Source organism: Pseudomonas sp. FG36, from assembly GCF_057809275.1.
Window position 1 is genome coordinate 67,281 of the sequence record NZ_JBMDJQ010000016.1, and the last position, 18,533, is coordinate 85,813.

14 protein-coding genes are annotated in these 18,533 nt (G+C 67.7%); 5 read left to right on the forward strand and 9 right to left on the reverse strand.

Annotated features, from left to right (window positions below):
* The first annotated feature begins 56 nt into the window (after nucleotides 1–56).
* A complete protein-coding gene (gene purL / locus ACODS9_RS14455; RefSeq protein WP_489094114.1) occupies nucleotides 57–3,956 on the forward strand; it encodes a phosphoribosylformylglycinamidine synthase in 3,900 nt (1,299 codons plus the stop codon).
* Between the two features lie 3 nt (nucleotides 3,957–3,959).
* A complete protein-coding gene (locus ACODS9_RS14460; RefSeq protein WP_023632229.1) occupies nucleotides 3,960–4,271 on the forward strand; it encodes a YqfO family protein in 312 nt (103 codons plus the stop codon).
* Nucleotides 4,272–4,381: 110 nt separating this feature from the next.
* Here ACODS9_RS14460 and nagE read toward each other — a convergent pair whose 3' ends face one another.
* From nagE to tatA, 8 genes are all read right to left on the reverse strand, one after another.
* Entirely contained in the window at nucleotides 4,382–6,043 is a 1,662-nt protein-coding gene (gene nagE / locus ACODS9_RS14465) for an N-acetylglucosamine-specific PTS transporter subunit IIBC (protein ID WP_489094115.1), read from the reverse strand.
* A 12-nt stretch (nucleotides 6,044–6,055) separates the two neighbouring features.
* Nucleotides 6,056–8,599: a phosphoenolpyruvate--protein phosphotransferase gene (gene ptsP / locus ACODS9_RS14470; RefSeq protein ID WP_489094116.1), complete on the reverse strand. Its 2,544-nt coding sequence runs from the start codon at nucleotides 8,597–8,599 to the stop codon at nucleotides 6,056–6,058.
* Between the two features lie 18 nt (nucleotides 8,600–8,617).
* Nucleotides 8,618–9,640 (reverse strand): SIS domain-containing protein, encoded by a 1,023-nt coding sequence (locus ACODS9_RS14475; RefSeq protein WP_401106917.1) that lies wholly within the window; start codon nucleotides 9,638–9,640, stop codon nucleotides 8,618–8,620.
* Nucleotides 9,637–10,725 (reverse strand): N-acetylglucosamine-6-phosphate deacetylase, encoded by a 1,089-nt coding sequence (nagA, locus tag ACODS9_RS14480; protein WP_401106919.1) that lies wholly within the window; start codon nucleotides 10,723–10,725, stop codon nucleotides 9,637–9,639. Before nagA ends, ACODS9_RS14475 begins: the two co-directional genes overlap by 4 nt.
* An 11-nt stretch (nucleotides 10,726–10,736) precedes the next feature.
* Nucleotides 10,737–11,468 carry a GntR family transcriptional regulator gene (locus ACODS9_RS14485; protein ID WP_038706720.1) on the reverse strand — a complete coding sequence of 244 codons (732 nt, stop codon included), beginning with the start codon at nucleotides 11,466–11,468 and terminating at the stop codon, nucleotides 10,737–10,739.
* Nucleotides 11,469–11,801: 333 nt separating this feature from the next.
* Nucleotides 11,802–12,536, reverse strand: coding sequence for a twin-arginine translocase subunit TatC (gene tatC, locus ACODS9_RS14490; protein ID WP_489094117.1), 735 nt, complete (start codon nucleotides 12,534–12,536; stop codon nucleotides 11,802–11,804).
* Complete coding sequence (gene tatB / locus ACODS9_RS14495; RefSeq protein ID WP_401106922.1) at nucleotides 12,536–12,823, reverse strand: Sec-independent protein translocase protein TatB; 288 nt, start codon at nucleotides 12,821–12,823, stop codon at nucleotides 12,536–12,538. The genes tatC and tatB overlap by 1 nt, the downstream gene beginning before the upstream one ends.
* On the reverse strand, nucleotides 12,823–13,041 hold the full coding sequence (gene tatA, locus ACODS9_RS14500) for a twin-arginine translocase TatA/TatE family subunit (protein ID WP_046854345.1): 219 nt from the start codon (nucleotides 13,039–13,041) through the stop codon (nucleotides 12,823–12,825). The genes tatB and tatA overlap by 1 nt, the downstream gene beginning before the upstream one ends.
* Nucleotides 13,042–13,177: 136 nt before the next feature.
* Here tatA and gspK point away from each other — a divergent pair, with 136 nt between their 5' ends.
* Nucleotides 13,178–14,143: a type II secretion system minor pseudopilin GspK gene (gene gspK / locus ACODS9_RS14505; protein ID WP_401106924.1), complete on the forward strand. Its 966-nt coding sequence runs from the start codon at nucleotides 13,178–13,180 to the stop codon at nucleotides 14,141–14,143.
* A 73-nt stretch (nucleotides 14,144–14,216) separates the two neighbouring features.
* On the opposite strand, the gene ACODS9_RS14510 is transcribed toward gspK, so the two are convergent.
* Complete coding sequence (locus tag ACODS9_RS14510; protein WP_367858043.1) at nucleotides 14,217–16,262, reverse strand: PhoX family protein; 2,046 nt, start codon at nucleotides 16,260–16,262, stop codon at nucleotides 14,217–14,219.
* A gap of 207 nt (nucleotides 16,263–16,469) precedes the next feature.
* Between ACODS9_RS14510 and ACODS9_RS14515 the strand changes: the two genes are divergently transcribed.
* Both ACODS9_RS14515 and ACODS9_RS14520 read left to right on the forward strand, forming a co-directional pair.
* Nucleotides 16,470–18,116 carry a bifunctional UDP-sugar hydrolase/5'-nucleotidase gene (locus tag ACODS9_RS14515; RefSeq protein ID WP_489094118.1) on the forward strand — a complete coding sequence of 549 codons (1,647 nt, stop codon included), beginning with the start codon at nucleotides 16,470–16,472 and terminating at the stop codon, nucleotides 18,114–18,116.
* A complete protein-coding gene (locus ACODS9_RS14520; protein ID WP_401106928.1) occupies nucleotides 18,113–18,532 on the forward strand; it encodes a pilus assembly protein PilZ in 420 nt (139 codons plus the stop codon). The genes ACODS9_RS14515 and ACODS9_RS14520 overlap by 4 nt, the downstream gene beginning before the upstream one ends.
* The last annotated feature ends 1 nt before the right edge of the window (nucleotide 18,533 follow it).

An 18,533-nucleotide genomic window follows, 5' to 3' on the forward strand; every position in this document is an offset into this window, starting at 1 on the left:
AATTAGGCTAGAATGCACGGCCTCTAAGCACACCCCTTCCTGAGGCTGTCCCGACGATGTTGATCCTGCGCGGCGCTCCTGCCCTTTCTGCCTTTCGCCACGGTAAATTACTCGAGCAACTGAGCCAGAAAGTCCCCGCTGTTACTGGTTTGTATGCCGAATTCGCCCACTTCGCCGACGTCGACGGCGAGCTGACCGCCGACCAGCAGCAGGTGCTGGGCCGTCTGCTCAAGTACGGCCCGAGCGTGCCGGTACAGGAGCCGAGCGGCCGCCTGTTCCTGGTCGTGCCGCGCCTGGGCACCATCTCGCCCTGGGCATCCAAGGCCAGCGACATCGCCCACAACTGCGGCCTGCAGTCGATCCAGCGCCTGGAGCGCGGCATCGCCTACTACGTCGCCGGCAACATCAATGACGCCGACGCCCAGGCCATCGCCGCCGAGCTGCACGACCGCATGACCCAGCGCGTGCTGGGCAAGCTGGAAGACGCCGCCGACCTGTTCAGCCACGCCCAGCCCAAGCCGATGACCTCGGTCGACATCCTGGCCGGTGGCCGCGCCGCCCTGGCCCAGGCCAACATCGACCTGGGCCTGGCCCTGGCCGAAGACGAGATCGACTACCTGGTCGCCGCCTTCCAGAACCTTGCGCGCAACCCGAACGACATCGAACTGATGATGTTCGCCCAGGCCAACTCCGAGCACTGCCGCCACAAGATCTTCAACGCCAGCTGGGACATCGACGGCCAGGCGCAAGAGAAGAGCCTGTTCGGCATGATCAAGAACACCTACCAGATGCACAGCGAAGGCGTGCTGTCGGCCTACAAGGACAACGCCTCGGTGATCGTCGGTTCGGTGGCCGGGCGCTTCTTCCCGAACCCTGAGACCCGCCAGTACGGCGCGGTGCAGGAGCCGGTACACATCCTGATGAAGGTCGAGACGCACAACCACCCGACCGCCATCGCCCCGTTCTCCGGCGCCTCCACCGGCTCCGGCGGCGAAATCCGCGACGAAGGCGCCACCGGCCGTGGTGCCAAGCCCAAGGCCGGCCTGACCGGTTTCACCGTTTCCAACCTGCGCATCCCCGGTTTCGAGCAGCCTTGGGAAAAGCCGTACGGCAAGCCCGAGCGCATCGTCGACGCCCTCGACATCATGATCGAAGGCCCGCTGGGCGGCGCCGCGTTCAACAACGAATTCGGTCGCCCGGCCCTGACCGGCTACTTCCGTACCTTCGAGCAGGGCATCAACACCCCGCACGGCGAGGAAGTCCGTGGCTACCACAAGCCGATCATGCTGGCCGGCGGCATGGGCAACATCCGTGAAGACCACGTGCAGAAGGGCGAGATCACCGTCGGCGCCAAGCTGATCGTGCTTGGCGGCCCGGCCATGCTGATCGGCCTGGGCGGCGGCGCCGCTTCGTCGGTTGCCACCGGCGCCAGCTCCGCCGACCTGGACTTCGCCTCGGTGCAGCGCGAGAACCCGGAAATGGAACGCCGTTGCCAGGAAGTCATCGACCGCTGCTGGCAGCTGGGTGACAAGAACCCCATCGCCTTCATCCACGACGTCGGCGCTGGCGGCATTTCCAACGCCTTCCCCGAGCTGGTCAACGACGGTGGCCGTGGTGGCCGCTTCGAACTGCGCAACGTGCCCAACGACGAGCCGGGCATGGCCCCGCACGAGATCTGGAGCAACGAGTCGCAGGAGCGCTACGTGCTGGCGGTCAGCGCCGAGGACTTCGAGCGCTTCCAGGCCATCTGCGAGCGCGAGCGTTGCCCGTTCGCGGTGGTCGGCGAGGCCACCGAAGAGCCGCACCTGACCGTCACCGACAGCCACTTCGACAACACCCCGGTGGACATGCCGCTGGACGTGCTGCTGGGCAAGCCGCCGCGCATGCACCGTTCGGTCACTCGCGAAGCGGAGCTGGGCGATGAGTTCGACCCGAGCACGCTGGACCTCACCGACTCGGTCGAGCGCGTGCTGCGTCACCCGGCCGTGGCCAGCAAGAGCTTCCTGATCACCATCGGCGACCGCACCATCACCGGCCTCGTGGCCCGCGACCAGATGGTCGGCCCGTGGCAGGTTCCGGTGGCCGACTGCGCCGTTACCGCCACCAGCTTCGACGTCTACACCGGCGAAGCCATGGCCATGGGTGAACGTACCCCGCTGGCCCTGCTCGACGCCCCGGCGTCCGGGCGCATGGCGATCGGTGAGACCCTGACCAACCTGGCCGCCTCGCGCATCGAGAAGCTGTCCGACATCAAGCTGTCGGCCAACTGGATGTCCGCCGCCGGCCACCCGGGCGAAGACGCCCGCCTGTACGACACCGTCAAGGCCGTCGGCATGGAGCTGTGCCCGGAGCTGGGCATCACCATCCCGGTGGGTAAAGACTCGATGTCGATGAAGACCCAGTGGAGCGAAGCCGGCGAGCAGAAGAGCGTCACCTCGCCGATGTCGCTGATCATCACCGGCTTCGCCCCGGTCACCGACATCCGCAAGACCCTGACCCCGCAACTGCGCATGGACAAGGGCGAGACCGACCTGATCCTGATCGACCTGGGCCGTGGCAAGAACCGCATGGGCGCCTCGATCCTGGCGCAGACCCACGGCAAGCTGGCCGCCCAGGCGCCGGACGTCGACGACGCCGAAGACCTCAAGGCGTTCTTCGCCGTTATCCAGGGCCTGAACGAAGACGGCCACCTGCTGGCCTACCACGACCGTTCCGACGGTGGCCTGCTGACCACCGTGCTGGAAATGGCCTTCGCCGGCCACTGTGGCCTGGAGCTGGAACTGGGCAACCTGACCAGCAAACGCGAGAAAGTCGCGGCCATCCTCTTCAACGAAGAGCTGGGCGCGGTGATCCAGGTCCGTCAGGACGCCACGCCGGATGTGCTGGCGCAGTTCAGCGCCGCAGGCCTGGGCGAGGATTGCGTCGCGGTGATCGGCCAGCCGATCAACAACGGTGAAGTGCTGATCAAGTTCGAAGGCGAAGAGCTGTTCAAGGGCGACCGTCGCCTGCTGCAGCGCCAGTGGGCCGAGACCAGCTACCAGGTCCAGCGCCTGCGTGACAACGCCGACTGCGCCGACCAGGAGTTCGACGCGCTGCTCGAGGAAGACAACCCAGGCCTGTCGGTCAAGCTCGGCTACGACGTCAACGAAGACATCGCCGCGCCGTACATCAAGAAAGGCGTGCGCCCGCAAGTGGCGATCCTGCGCGAGCAGGGCGTCAACGGCCAGGTCGAGATGGCCGCGGCCTTCGACCGCGCCGGCTTTGCCGCCGTCGACGTGCACATGAGCGACATCCTGTCTGGTCGTGTCGATTTCGAAGCCTTCAAGGGCCTGGTGGCCTGCGGCGGCTTCTCCTACGGCGACGTGCTCGGTGCCGGTGAGGGCTGGGCCAAGTCTGCACTGTTCAACGCCCGTGCCCGCGATGCCTTCCAGGCCTTCTTCGAGCGTGCCGACAGCTTCGCCCTGGGCGTGTGCAACGGTTGCCAGATGATGTCCAACCTGCACGAGCTGATCCCGGGCACCGAGTACTGGCCGCACTTCGTGCGCAACCGCTCGGAGCAGTTCGAAGCCCGTGTGGCCATGGTCGAGGTGCAGAAGTCCAACTCGATCTTCCTGCAGGGCATGGCCGGTTCGCGCATGCCGATCGCCATCGCCCACGGCGAAGGCCATGCCGAATTCGCCAGCGAAGAGGCACTGCTGGAAGCCGACCTGTCCGGTTGCGTGGCCCTGCGCTACGTCGACAACCACGGCAAGGTCACCGAAGCCTACCCGGCCAACCCGAACGGCTCGCCGCGCGGGATCACCGGCCTGACCAGCCGCGACGGCCGCGTGACCATCATGATGCCGCACCCGGAGCGTATGTTCCGCGCCGTGCAGAACTCCTGGCGCCCGGATGAGTGGCAGGAAGACGCAGCCCTGATGCGCATGTTCCGCAACGCGCGGGTCTGGGTGAACTAAGGCGTGTACAAGCTCGCCTTCTTTGTCCCCGACAGCCATGTCGAAGTGGTCAAGGCCGCCGTGTTCGCCGCTGGAGGCGGGCGCATTGGCGACTATGACCACTGCGCCTGGCAGACCCTCGGCCAGGGCCAGTTCCGCCCGTTGCACGGCAGCCAGCCGTACCTCGGGCAGACCGGTCAGGTCGAGGTGGTCGAGGAATGGAAGGTGGAGCTGGTGGTGGCTGATGCGCTGATCGCCCAGGTGGTCGCTGCGCTCAAGCAGAGCCACCCGTATGAAACACCGGCCTATGAGGTCTGGCCGCTGGCCGATTTCTAAGGCAGCATCGAATTACATCGCGGGGCAAGTCGCATCAGCGCACCGCCGCACTCACGAAGCAAATTCGTGGGAGCGGCGGTGCGCTGATGCGACTTGCCCCGCGATGCTTTTCAGCCTTGCAAGGCGGCGCCCAGCGCAGGCGCCTTGCCACCCACCAGCAGATGCCACACGCCGCCCGCCTGCGGACTCACTCCCAGGCATCCCAAGGCGGCCAGGTGATCCTGTTCTACCTTGCTCTCATCCCTGACTTGCACCCGCACCCGGCTCGAGGCCACGCACTGCGCTTCCAGCAGATTGTCGCGCCCGCCCAGGGCCTGCAGCCATTCATCCACGACGACCGTCTCGGTGACCACGGCGGCCTTCTCGGCCACCGGTGCCGTCACCCGCGCATGGGGTAGCTCACCACGGATCTCATCGGCCAGCGCATCGGCCATCGGCCCCACCACCACTTGGAGGCTGCCGCCGCTGCCAGGCCGTACCACCGCCATGGCGCCGAGGGCTTTCAAGGCCTGGTCCTGGGCCAGGCCGCGATCGGCCAGTACCAGGCGCAGGCGCGTGGTGCAGGCGTCCACCCCTTGCAGGTTGGCCGCGCCGCCCAGTGCGTCGATATAGCGCCGGGCCCTGGGCACCTCCGCCCCGGCCGCCGCTTCGTTGCCGGGCTGCTCCTCGCGCCCTGGTGTCTTGAGGTCGAAGCGGCGGATACAGAAGTCGAACACGAAGTAGTAGACCACCGCATACAGCAGGCCTACAGGGAACACCAGCCAACCGTTGCTGGAGCGCCCCCAGCCCAGGGCCATGTCGATGGCGCCGCCGGAGAAGGTGAAGCCCAGGCGGATGCCGAGCAGGTCGCAGACCGCCATGGACACTCCGGTGAGCAGCGCGTGGATCAGGTACAGCAGCGGCGCGAGGAACATGAAGGCGAACTCGATCGGCTCGGTCACCCCGGTCAGCGCCGAGGTCAGCGCCATCGACAGCAGCACGCCACCGATCAGCTTGCGCCGGGCCGGCAGGGCGTGGCGATACATGGCCAGGCACGCGGCGGGCAGGCCGAAGATCATCACCGGGAACATGCCGGCCATGAACTGCCCGGCGTTCGGGTCGCCGGCGAAGAAGCGCGCCAGGTCGCCGGTGACCACCTGGCCGCTGGCCGCCTGGAAGCTGCCGAAGACGAACCACACCAGGTTGTTGAGGATGTGGTGCAGGCCGGTGATGATCAGCAGGCGGTTGAGCACGCCGAAGAAGAACGCGCCGATACTGCCGCTCTCCAGCATCAGTTGGCCGAGGCTGTTGATGCCGTCCTGGATCGGCGGCCAGACCAGGCCGAACAGCAGCCCGAGGAACACCGCCGACACCCCGGTGGCAATCGGCACGAAGCGCCGGCCGCCGAAGAACGCCAGGTAGTCCGGCAACTGGATGTCCTTGAAGCGGTTGTACAGGCCACCGCCGAGCAGACCACAGATGATCCCGGCGAGCATACCCATGTCGATCTTCGGGTCGATCACCTTCAGCGTCGCCACCAGCACCAGATAGCCGATGGCCCCGGCCAGGCCGGCGGTGCCGTTGTTGTCGCGGGCGAAGCCCACGGCGATGCCGACGGCGAAGATCAGCGCCAGGTTGGCGAAGATCGCTTGCCCTGCATCATGCACCAGGGCGATGTCGAGCAGGTCGGTGTCGCCCAGGCGCAGCAGCAGGCCGGCGATGGGCAGGATGGCGATGGGTAGCATCAAGGCGCGGCCGAGCCGTTGCAGGCCCTGGATGAAGTGCTGGTACATGGTGCGCTCCGATTATTGTTGTAGGGCCGCGGCGGCGGCCGGTTGGGCGAGGGGCTGGGCGGTGAAGTCGCGGCAGGCCTGGCGCACCGCGGCGGCGCTGGACAAGCCCAGCAGGCCTTGGCTGAAGCGGCGGCAGGCGGCGGCATCGAGCTGGCGCACCTGCGCCTTGATCTCGCCGATCTGCGGCGCGCTGACCGACAGCTCGGCCACCCCCAGCCCTATCAGCACCGGCGTGGCCAGCGGGTCGGAGGCCAGCGCACCGCACACGCCGACCCAGCGCCCGTGCTTCGCCGCGCCCTGGCAGGTCAGCTCGATCAGGCGCAGCAAGGCGGGGTGCAAGGCATCCACCCGCGCAGCCAGCCCGGCGTGGTCGCGGTCCATGGCCAGGGTGTATTGGGACAGGTCGTTGGTGCCGATGGAGAAGAAATCGGCATGTTCGGCCAGGCGCTCGGCGAGCAGCGCCGCGGCGGGCACCTCGATCATCACCCCCAGCTCGGCGCGTTGCCCGATGCCCAGCTCGCCGGCCAGCCGGTCCAGGCGCTGGCGGATGGCGATCAGCTCGTCGACTTCGGTCACCATCGGCAACATGATCCGGCAACGCTGTTGCGGGCTGACTTGCAGCAACGCGCGCAACTGCTGGTCGAGCAGTTCCGGGCGCACCTGGCCCAGGCGGATGCCGCGCAGGCCCAGCACCGGGTTGGCCTCGGCCGGCAGGGGCAGGTAGTCGAGCTGCTTGTCGCCGCCTACATCGATGGTACGGATGATCACCGGGCGTTCGGCCATGGCATCGAGCACGGCCTGGTAGGCGCTGCGCTGCTCGGTCTCGTCCGGCGCGGTGGGGCGGTCGATGAACAGGAACTCGCTGCGCAGCAGGCCAATGCCGTCAGCACCTTGGGCCAAGGCCTCGGCGGCCTCCTCGGCACTGGCGACATTGGCGGCAACCTCGATCACTTGGCCATCGCGGGTGCGAGCGCTCTGCTGGGCGGCGGCCTGCTGGCGTTGGCGGGTTTCGCGGCGCTGCTGCACATGCTGATGCACCTCGGCCAGGCGCTGCGCATCAGCCTCGGTTTCCAGGCGGCCTTGGTCAGCGTCCAGCACCAGCGGCGTGCCAGCGGGCAGCTCCAGCAGCGCTTCGCCCACGGCCACCAGGCACGGCAGGCCGCGGGCGCGGGCAAGGATGGCGACGTGCGAGGTGGCGCCGCCGGCGGCCATGCACAGCCCGGCGACCTCGTGGCGGGCCAGTAGCAGCAGGTCGGAGGGCGTCAGTTCATGGGCGACGACAATGGCCGAGGGCGGCAGGCGCAGTTGCCGGGTTTCACCAAGCAAGGCCCGCAGAACGCGCTGTTGCAGGTCGTACAGGTCGTTGGCGCGCTCGGCCAGCAACGGGTTGCCCAGGCTGCGCAGGATCTGGCACTGGGTATCGATGGCACGGCTCCAGGCATGGCTGGCGGCGACGCCGTTGGCGATATGCTGGCGGGCGTCGCCGAGCAGGGCTGGATCGTCGAGCAAGGCCAGGTGGGCCTCGAGGATCGCGGCCGCGTCCTCCTGGCCGCGCGGCAGGTGGCGCCAGTCGCGGTCGATGGCGTGGCGCACTTCGGCCAAGGCTGTGTTCAACGCCTGGTGCTGTGCGGCGGGGTCGTTGTCGCCGTTGTCGGGCGGCAGGCTGACCCCGTCCAGCCGGGCCAGCGGCCCTTGAGCCAGGCCGGGGGCGGCGCAGACACCGGTTAGCATGCCGGGCCCGACAGCGGGCTTGGGCATGGCGGTGCCGGTCGGCGCGTGCGTGGCATGGCGCTCACCGACCGAGGCTGTCTGCACGGCGGCGATCAACGTCTGCAGCGCGGCCTGGCTGTCCGGCCCGGTGCAGATCAGTTCGACTTCGGCGCCTTCGCCAACGCCCAGGCCCATGACCGCCACCAGGCTGTCGAGGTCGGCCTCGCGCTCGGCGAAGCGCAGCACGGCATGGCTCTGGAAACCTTGCGCAGTCTGGCGCAGCAAGGCGGCGGGGCGGGCGTGCAGGCCGCCGTGATGAGCGACCCGGGCGTGACCGCGCGCGCTTTCATGGCTGACCGGCCGGGCATTCGCTTCGCGGCCCGTGGCCTCGACCTCCAGCAGCGCCGCGCCGAGCTGCGCATTGCCTGCTTCCAGTCGCCTCAGGCCAAAGCCTGGACCATTGCTGATCAGCATCACGGTGACCAGGCTGACACAGTGCTGCGCCACCAGGTCCATGTCGAAGCGCACCAGCGGCTGGCCTTGGCTGACCTGATCGCCCAGCGCCACCAATGGCGAGAAGCCACGGCCCTGCAGTTGCACGGTGTCGACACCGATATGCAGGAGGATTTCCGCACCGTTGGCTGCGCGCAGGGTCAGCGCGTGGCCGGTGCGGGCCAGTTGCACCACCTCGCCGGCACACGGTGCGTGCAGCACATCGTTGAGTGGGTCGATGGCGACGCCGTCACCGAGGGTGGCGCTGCTGAACACCGGGTCCGGCACCTGCTCCAGCGGCACCAGCGGCCCGGCGAGCGGGGCATGGAGGATGATCTTGTTATTGTCGGGCATGCGCTGTTCCTCGCGGCTTCACTGCGTGCAGGTCACTTTGCTCAGGTGGCGCGGCTGGTCGGGGTCGAGGCCACGGGCCTCGGCCAGGGCCGCGGCCATGACGTAGAAGCTCTGGATCGCCAACAGCGGGTCCAGGGCCGGGTGTTCGGCGCAGCTCAGGGTGAGGTCGCGCCCGGTGATATCGGCGGGCGCCGCCAGCAGCACATGGGCGCCGCGCTGGCGCATGTCGGCGGCCAGTTGCAGCAGGCCGGCCTGCTCGACGCCGCGCGGGGCGAACACCAGCAGCGGGTACTGGGCGTCGATCAGCGCCATGGGGCCGTGGCGCACTTCGGCGCTGCTGAAGGCCTCGGCCTGGATCACCGAGGTTTCCTTGAGCTTGAGCGCCGCTTCCTGGGCGATGGCAAAGCCGGCGCCACGGCCGATCACCATCAGCCGTTCGGCATCGCGCAAGGTGTCGAGGGCCGGGCTCCAGTCCTGGGCGGCGGCCTCGCGCAATTGCGCGGGCAGGGCAAGGCCGGCTGCCAGCAGGGCGCGATCCTGGCCCCAATGGGCGACCAGGCGGGCGCTGGCGCTCAGGGTGGCGACGAAGCTCTTGGTCGCCGCCACTGACAGCTCGGGGCCGGCGCCCAGCGGCAGGTGGTGCTGGCAGGCCTGTTCCAGCGGCGAGCCCTCGGCATTGACCAGCGATACGGTGGTCGCACCGCACTGATTCAGGCGACGCAGGCTGTCGACCAGGTCCGGGCTCTGGCCCGACTGCGAGAAGCCCAGCGCCACCTGGCCGCGTACCCGCAGCGGCGCCTGCTGCAAGGTCACCACCGACATCGGCAGCGAGGCCACCGGCAGACCGAGTTGCTGCATGGCGACATAGGCGAAGTAACTGGCGGCGTGGTCCGAACTGCCCCGGGCCACGGTCAGCGCCACCTGCGGGTCGAGCCGACGCAGCTGTTCGCTCAGGGTTTCCAGGCGCGGGTCCAGCGCCTGGTTCTGTCGTTCGACGACATCGGCGCAGCTGCGGGCTTCTTCGAGCATCCTTGAACTCATGCGGTTTCTCCTTCGACCATCACGGCGGTCAGGTTCAGTTGGCGATCGAGCAGCACCGCGTCGGCCCAGGCGCCCGGTTGCAGGCGGCCACGGTCGGCGATGCCGAGGTAATCGGCGGGGTAGCGGGACAGGCGCGCGGAGGCCTCGGCCAGGGGCAGGCCGATCTTCACCAGGTTGCGCAGGGCCTGGTCCATGGTCAGGGTGCTGCCGGCCAGGGTGCCGTCAGGCAGGCGCACGCCGCCCAGGCACTTGGTCACGGTGTGGCTGCCCAGGCGGTATTCGCCGTCGGGCATGCCGGCGGCGGCGGTGGAGTCGGTGACGCAGTACAGGCACGGGATCGCGCGCAAGGCCACCTTGATCGCCCCGGGGTGCACGTGCAGCAGGTCCGGGATCAGTTCGGCGTAGCGGGCGTGGGCCAGGGCCGCGCCAACGATGCCCGGCTCGCGGTGGTGCAGCGGGCTCATGGCGTTGTACAGATGGGTGAAGCTGCTGGCGCCGGCCTCCAGGGCCGCCACGCCTTCCTCGTAGCTACCCAAGGTGTGGCCGATCTGCAGGCGGATGCCGCGCTGGCTCAAGGCCTGGATCAGCGGCAGGTGCCCGGCGATTTCCGGGGCGATGGTGATGACCTTGATCGGTGCCAGGGCCAGGTACTCCTCGACCTCGTCGAGCAGCGCCTGGTGGGCGAAGTTCGGCTGTGCGCCGAGCTTGCCGGGGTTGATATACGGGCCTTCCAGATGCACGCCGAGAATGCGCGCGCCCTGGCGCGGCTGTTTGAGGTGCGCGCCCAGTTCGGCCAGTACGCGGGCCAGTTCCTCGCGTGGCGCGGTCATGGTGGTGGCCAGCAACGAAGTGGTGCCGAAGCGCCGATGGGTGCGGGCGATGGTGGCGAAGGCCTCACCGCCCTGCATGATGTCGCTGCCGCCGCCGCCATGCACGTGCAGGTCGATGAAACCGGGCAACAGGTAGGGCAGGTCGTTGGCCAGCGGGTCGCACGGCGTGCCCTCGATGGCCTGTATGCGGCCGTTTTCGAGGTGCAGTTGTCCGCGCACCCAGCCGTCGGGGGTGAGGATGTTGGCGATGTCCATGGAGGCTCCGGTCAGCGTCGCAGTTCGGCGACGAAGTCGTAGTAGTCGTTGCGGCAGTAGGTGTCGGTCAGCTCGATGGCGGTGTTGTCGTCGAGGTAGCCGATCCGGGTCATCAGCAGCATGGCGGTGCCGGGGGCGATGCCCACCTGGGCGGCCAGTTCGTCGCTGGCGTTGATCGCGCGGATATGTTGCAGGGCGCGGACCACCGGGCGGCCGAGTTGGTCGAGGTGCTGGTACAGCGAATCACCGATGGCCTGTGGGTCACCAAGCAGGCGGGCGGGCAGGGTGCTGACCTCCACCGCCATGACGATGTCGTCGGCCTTGCGCAGGCGCTTGAGGTGGGCCACCTGGTCAGTGGGCGACAGGCCGAGACGGATCAGTTCGTCGCTGCTCGGCGTGCCGATGCTGCGCTCCAGCCACTGCGAACTGGGCACGAAGCCTTTCATGCGCAGCATTTCGCTGAAGCTCGACAGGCGTGACAGGGGTTGTTCGAGGCGTGGCGTGATGAAGGTGCCGGAGCCCTGGATGCGCTGGATCAGGCCTTGTTCGAGCAGGACTTCCAGGGCCTTGCGCGCGGTGACCCGGGAGATGTCCAGGGTTTCGCTGAGGGTGCGCTCCGAGGGCAGCGCCTGGTCGGCAGTCCACTGGCCGGCGTGGATGGCCTGCTCCAGGTTGCGCGCCAGTTGCAGGTAGAGCGGGGTGGCGCTGGTGTCGTCGGGGCGCAGGGCGGTTAGAGGACGCATGGGCGGTGTCCGGTATTGTTGTTTGGTGGAAAATTAATACCACTTTAATACCAGGTCAATACCACTGGTCTGATGAGTTTGGTGGTAATGGGGAGGGTGGGGGGCAAGGGGGATGGCGATTGGGATGTGTTTGCAGGAAGGATTTACCCCGATAGAGATGTGTTTGCAGAGGGGATGTATGCCGATAGAGCTGTGGCGCCTATGAGATCGAGCGCCGCCCGCGCGGCGCTCGATCTCATAGGCGCAACACCCCTTTCGGCGAACGCTCTTGACCTCCCACAATTCTCTGTCAGGCGTTTCCGAACTTGAAATCAAAGGGCCCTTACTAGAGGTTCACTCCGTCCGCCGCACCAACCCACACGCCAGCAACCCCACCTCGAACAGTACCCACATCGGCACCGCCAGCATGGTCTGGGAAAACACATCCGGCGGCGTCAGGATCATCCCCACCACGAAGCAGCCGACGATCACATAAGGCCGGCTGCGCCGCAGCGTGGCCACGTCGGTCAGCCCCGCCCAGACCACGATGAAGGTCGCCACCGGGATCTCGAAGGCCAGGCCAAACGCCAAAAACAGCGCCAGGATGAAGTCCAGGTACAGGCCGATGTCGGTCATCATCGCCACCCCGTCCGGGGTCACGCTGGCGAAGAAACCGAACATCATCGGGAACACCAGGAAGAACGCGAACGCCATGCCGCCATAGAACAGCACGATGCTCGACACCAGCAGGGGCAGGGCGATACGCCGTTCGCGGCGGTACAGCCCCGGGGCGATGAAGCCCCAGGCCTGGTGCAGCAGCAGCGGCATGGCGACGAACAGCGCGCACATCGTCGTCAGCTTGAACGGCGCAAGAAACGGCGAGGTGACGCTGGTGGCGATCATGCTGGCGCCTTCAGGGAGGTAACGGCGCAGCGGTTCGGAAATGTGCGTGTACAGCGTCTGGGCAAAGGGGAACAGCCCGCAGAACACCAGCGCGATCACCAGCAGGCAGCGCACCAGGCGCTTGCGCAGGTCGCGCAGATGATCGGTCAGCGGCATGCGCGCCGCCTGGTCGAGAGCGAGGGACATCAAGCGCTCTCCTTGGCGTGGGCGACTGGTGTCGGGTCATTGGCCGGCGTCGCGTCAAGCTGGATGCCTTGGCGCAGCTCCTGCTCCAGGCGCTGCAACGGCGCGGCATCCAGGGCGGGCATGTCGATCTCCCGTTCCATCTGCGCCTTCAACGCATTCAGTGCCCGACGGGCCTGGCCCAGCCCACGGCCCAGGGTCCGCGCCGCCACCGGCAGGCGCTCGGGGCCGAGCACCAGCAGGGCGACGATGCCCACCAACAGCAGTTCGGTGAAGCCGATCTCGAACATCAGGCCTGACGATCCGTTTGCGTCTGCTGCACCGGCTGATTGTTCAGCACCTGCGGCTGTTGCTCGACAGTGTTGTCGGCAGTGCCGCCCATGGATTTGCGAAAGCCCTGGATCGCCTCGCCCACATCACCGCCCAGCCCCTTGAGACGCTTGGTGCCGAACAGCAGGAAGACGATCAACAGCACGATCACCAATTGCCAGATTCCGATGCCACCCATGTAAGACCACTCCTGTCAGGTCAAAGAAAAAGGAAGGCCAATCCTGCCCTGCGCAGATGACGGGCACATGACTGCCATCTGCCTGCAACAACCGGCGTGTTGACTGGCGCTTTTCAGCAGCCACGGGAAGACAGGGATGGGGCGCAGGCGACAACGGGGCGCAGCACTGTTGATGGTGCTGGTGGTGCTGGCGATGCTGGCGGCGGGGCTGGCCTGGCTGGTGGAGGATGGCCGGCGCCAGGTGGACGCGGTGCGCCTGCTGCACCAGCGGGTGCAGGTGCGGGCCATGGAGCAGGCGGGACTGGCCTATGCCTCCCAGGCCCTGCGCGATCCGGCATGGCGCGCCAGCCCGCTGTTCTGGCAGGCCCTGCGTGGGCAGCCGCTGGCCTATGACTTTGGCGCCGGCAAGGCGCAGTTGCGGGTGATCGACCAGCACAGCTGCTTCAACGTCAACGCCCTGCTGGGGGAGGATGGCCCACGGGCCGAGCGCCAGTTGCGCCAGCTGTTGGGTGATGACATGGCCGCCGAACGGCTGGTCGATGCCCTGGCCGACTGGCTGGATGCAGACAGCGATGCCCGCCTGCAAGGCGCCGAGAGCGCCCAGTACCTGCGCCAGCAACCACCGCGACTGGCGGCCAACCAGCCCATGCTCGACACCAGTGAACTCAACCTGCTGCTGGAGCCGGACAGTGGTCGGCAAGGCCGCTATCGAATGCTTTGCGCGCTGCCGTCGACCAGCGGCTGGCGGCTCAATGCCAATGCCCTGGGGTTGGAGCACCTGCCGTTGCTGGAGGCGATGTACGAAGGACGGTTCTCCCGTTCGATGCTCAGCCGCGTGATCAGTGGCCGCCCGGCGGCCGGGTATGTCGATGCCGCGGCCTTGCGCCAGGCGCTGGGGGCGGTGGATGACGAGACCTTCGCCCGGCTAAGCGAAGGGTTGCTGCTCAACAGCGGCCATTTCGTCCTGCAGCTGTCGTTCGAGGAAGAGGGGCGCACGCTGCGCAGCCAGTTCCAGATCGAGGCGCTGGGCGTGGTGCAATGGCATGCGCGGGTGCCGGCGCAGCAGGTGCGGGTCAGGGGCAGGGAGGCGGTGGCCTGGTAGAACAAAATCGCGGGACAAGCCGCATCGGCGCACCGATGCGACTTGTCCCGCGATTGAGGTGAAAGCTGATCGATCAGGCCGTGCCGATCTCCCCGCCATCGTTACGCTGGATCACCACCGTCGAAGCCCGTGGCCGCACCGGGGTGCCGGCCGGCGTGACGTCGGTGGCCTTGTCGGTGCTCGGCCAGTTGTCCGGGTGCTGGATGTTGACGAACATGGTCTTGTTGTCCGGGGTGAAGGCGATCCCCGTCACCTCGCAGCCATTCGGCCCGACGAAGAAGCGGCGCAGGTCCACCTGGTTGGTGGCGTTGACCGGGACCTGCTTGCCGTTGGCGTCCACCAGGTCGGTGGGGATCACTGCCAGCACCTGGTCGTTGGTGTAGCTGGTCAGGGTGGCCTCGCCGTTGTCGGTCTCGAACCACAGTACGCCGCGGCTATCGAAGCTCATGCCGTCGGGGCTGGCGAACTGGTTCAGTTCGGTCAGGCCCGAGCGGTTGATGTCCGGCGCACCGGCGGCGTTGGCGCCGAACACGAAGATGTCCCAGGTGAAGGTCTTGTGATCGTCGCTGTCGTGCCAGCGGATGATGTGGCCGTGGCGGTTCGGCCCGCGTGGGTTGGCCGCGTCGACCTTGGCCGCGGTGCGCGCGCTGTTGTTTGTGAGGGTCAGGTAGACGTCGCCGTTGAGCGGGTTGACGGCGGTCCACTCAGGGCGGTCCATGGGCGTGGCGCCCACGGCGTCGGCAGCGCCACGGGTGTTGAGGATGATGCCCGGCAGGTCGCCGAACTGCGCGCCCAGGGTGCTGCCGGCGGTGGTCGGGGTGGCCACGTCGAGCAGCAGCCACGCGCCGGTGCCGTTGGCATCGAAGCGGGCGACATACAGCTTGCCCTTGTCCATGTACTTGGCGCCGGTGGCCAGGCGGTCGGCCGGATTGGCGTCGGCCGGGTCCCACAGGGCGTCGGAGACGAACTTGTACAGGTACTCGTTGTTGGAGTCGTCGCCGGTGTACCAGACCAGCGGCTTACCGGCCACCGGCAGGCCTGGGCAGCAGCCTTCATGGCGGAAGCGGCCCAGGGCGGTGCGCTTCACCGCCAGGGTGTTGTTGGTGTACGGGTCGATCTCGACGATGTAGCCATAGGTGCTGGCTTCGTTGCGGAAGTCGTCGGTGGCGCTGGCGCCGCTGGGGGTGATGTTGAAGCGGGCGAATTCGCCGGCCACTTCGCTGGCATCACCAGCCGCGGTTTCCCACTTGTACTGGCCGCTGCTCGACGAGACGCCGATACGCACCTGGTCGGCCGGGCGCACACCCTTGTTGACGAAGATGCCGGGCCAGTTCTCCTCGCAGGTCAGGTAGGTGCCCCACGGGGTGTAGCCGTTGCCGCAGTTGTTGTTGGTGCCGCGGCACTGGGTGCCGGTGGGCGAGAACTTGGTCTTGACGTGGTCGGTGCCGCGCATCGGGCCGGCGATATCCATCAGCGAGACGGTGGTGAAGCGGCGGTTGAGCGGGTCGTTGTCGACCACCTGCCAGCGCCCGGCGACCTTGCTGATGCGCACCACGCCGGCGCCGTGGGCGTTGATCTCCTTGCGCACTTCTTCGACCGGGCGCTTGCCGGCGACGGTGGTGGGGCCGGCCGGATGCAGGGCGGCGGTGTCGATGTATTCGAAGTTGATCGCCAGCAGGCCATCGCTGGAGCTGCCGTTTATGGGGAAGAAGTGCATGCCGTCATGGTGCATGCCCATGGCGTTGGCCTGGTCGGTGGAGGTGTTGCTGCCGTCGGCCTTCCATGGGTTGGCGGTGGCGTTCAGCGGCGTGCCCCAAGGGGCCAGCACGTAGGCGCTGTAGCCGGCGGCGACCACGCAGGCGTCGGTGCGCGAGCCGGCGATGGAGTTGAAGCCCAGCTTGAGTTTGGGCTTTTCCGGCTGCGGTGCTGGATCGTCGTGATCCGAGCCGCCGCCGCTGTCGAAGCAACCGGTCAGGCCGGCACCGGCGATCATGGCGATGGCCGCGCCGAGGCTGCCGCGCACCACGGAGCGACGGCTCAGGTAGGTGTCCATGACACTGGCCATCGGCAGGTTGCCGCTCTGGTTGCGGTCCAGGTTATCGCCGGTATCTCGACTCATCAGGGTGTCCTTTTTTTGGCTGAGTTGAAGGAAACCGCGACTGTAGAGGGCAAGTATGATGATTGATTGTCAGATTTGTTAAAGAGCCTTTAAAACTCACCGCTATTACTAAAGCGTTAACCTGCGCTGTTTTGGAATTAACGTCGGTTTTCTGCCATCAAACTGTCACGCAAGCGCCGCAATATCCGGAGCCCTATGTGAACAGGGATGGCGGAGTCGATGGCGAGCAGGCGCGAAGTGATCAGCTGGATGGGTGTCGGTGCCCTGGCACCGTTGCTCGGCGCCTGCTCGGCCCTGCCCATGCCTCGTGGCGCTGGCGACCGCGCGCTGGACCTGCTGTATGTCGCCGATACCCTCGATGCCCGCCAGCCGGGCCAGGCCGTGGTGCCGGCCACGCGCCTTGGCCCGGTCAGCCACCTGGGGCGAGCCCCGTGGATGAGCGGGCCGAATGCGAGTGCCGGGCAGCCTGAGCTGGCGCCGTTGCTCGATGCTGGCCTTGCCGGCCAGGCCCAGACTGGAGGCTATGCAGTATTGGCCGCGCTGCTCGAACAGCTGCGGCGCGAGGCTGGCAGCGAACAGTGCCTGACCCTGGAGAACGGCCAGTGCTGGAACGGCAGCGGCCTGGCCTACCTCACCCAAGGCGAAAGTGGTGTGCAGGGCAGCCAACTGCTGGGCAGCGAGGTGCGGGTCAGCAGCGATGAGCGTGTGCTGTGGCCGCAGCGCAGTGCCGGGCTCTATCGCCAGTCCTCCTCTATTACCCTCGGTGCCGGTCTGGCTGATGCCCAGGCCAAGGCCCTGGGCGTCAAGGGGCTGCAGGTGTTCCAGCGTGGTGGTGTGCGCATTGCCGTGGTCGGCGTCACCGACCCTTATGCGCAGGATCAGAAAGCCTCCCTCAAACAGTGGTACCAAGCCTTGCAACCGAGCTTCCAGCAAGCCCGGCGCGAGGCCGACCTGGTGGTGGCGCTGGCAGATGTCGGCACTGGCCCCGGCTTGTGGTTGGCCGAGCGCATACCCGAGGTGGATGTACTGCTGTGCGCCCGTGGCCAGGACCTGTGGCCGGCGCCGGTACAGGCCACCCAGAGCAGCGGCCGCCGAGTACCGGTGCTGTTCGCCGGTTGCCGGGGCAGTGGCGCGTTTCGCCTGCGCTGCCGCCAGGCAGGCGGCCAATGGCAGTTCGAGGCGCGGTTCTTCCCGGCCTTCGAGCACAGCCTCGCCCCCCAGGCCCAGGCCCGCGCCAACCAGTTGCGCGGCGAGTTGCAACGCCAGCGCAGCGGCCATGCCGCCTGGCTCGACCAGCCGCTGGCGCGTGCGCCTGAAACATTGTGGCGCCGCGATACCCGTGGCGGCAGCTGGGACCGCCTGCTGCACCAGGCCCTGGCCGACGACTCGAGCATGCCGGTGCTGCTGCCCGGTCTGCGTTACGACTACCCTCTGCAAGCCGGTGAAGCGATCACCCGCGAGCATCTGATCAGCCTGACTGGCGGCTATCCCGCCCCGGTGGTCGAGGCCCCGGCGCGCCAGGTCGAGCAGGTGCTGGAAAACGCCGCCGAGCAACTGTTCGGCGACCCGTTGCTGCTGGACAACAGCCAGGACCTGCCGCGCTGGCAAAGCCAGGACTGGCAGGTCAGCTACAGCCCCAACGGCAAGCGCATCATCGGCCTGCAACCCGTCGAGGGCCTGTGCCGCACCTTTGGCCTGCACTTCGATGCCCAGGCCGGCGCACCCTTGTGGCAGACCCTCGAAGCCTGGCTGACCCGCCAGGCGCCGGGCTGGGCCCTGGCCCCCTTGCAACTGCCGGCCGTGCGCTATGTGCAGGGCCACCCCGGCTGGCACCCGCACCAGGTGGCCGCGTGACTTCGCGGATTTTCAGCTTCGCCCTGCTGACCCTGGCCGGCTGGCTGGCGGCGCAGTGCGTGCTGCTGCTCAGCCGCCAACCGCAACCGGCCAATGCGTCAGTGCCTACGCTGGCACCGTTACCAGGCTTGCTGGTCGAGCATTGGCAAACGCCGGTGGACGACGGCCGCATTCCACTGACCCGGCTGCCCCTGGCCTATCTGGGCGGGCTCAAGGCCCAGCCGCTGTCGGCCAGCGTGGTGGTACTGCGCCATGGCCAGCAGGTGCGCACCCTCGGCCGTGGCCAGCGCCTGGCGCCGGGCATCGTGCTGCAGGACATCGACGCCGATGGCCTGATCTTCGACAACAACGGGCGGCGCGAGCGCCTGCCCTGGCCACCACGCCCCGCCGTGACCGGCTTCAAGCGCCAAGGATGAA